This is a genomic window from Paraburkholderia sp. JHI2823, from assembly GCF_038900695.1.
Lineage (GTDB): Bacteria > Pseudomonadota > Gammaproteobacteria > Burkholderiales > Burkholderiaceae > Paraburkholderia > Paraburkholderia mimosarum.
Genome location: NZ_JAYMRY010000325.1, coordinates 1 through 405 on the forward strand (window position 1 = coordinate 1; position 405 = coordinate 405).

Annotated in this window: 1 protein-coding gene; it reads right to left on the reverse strand. The window is 67.4% G+C overall.

Going from position 1 to position 405, the window contains the following annotated elements; translation table 11 throughout:
• On the reverse strand, positions 1 to 405 hold a 405-nt coding region (locus VSR34_RS38845), incomplete at both ends, for a PEP/pyruvate-binding domain-containing protein (protein WP_342965292.1).

Consider the following 405-nt stretch of genomic DNA (forward strand, 5'->3'; position numbering starts at 1 on the left):
GCCCCAGGCTGCATTGATCAGCACGATCTTGTCGAAGCCGGTTTCCGTGTCGATCGAAAACATCACGCCGGCGCCGCCGAGATCGGAGCGCACCATCCGTTGCACGCCGATCGACAGCGCCACCTGCATGTGGTCGAAACCCTTCGTCGTTCGATAGACGATGGCCCGGTCGGTGAACAGCGACGCGTAGCAGCGCCGGCACGCATCGAGCAGCGCCCGCTCGCCACGCACGTTGAGGAAGCTTTCCTGCTGACCGGCGAAGCTCGCATCAGGAAGATCTTCGGCCGTGGCGCTCGAACGGACCGCGACGTCAGCGTCGGCGCCCCCACAGCGCTCGCCGAGCGTCCGGTAGGCGGCGCAGACGGCCTGCGCGAGTTCGGGCGGCCAGTCGCCGTGCACGATGGC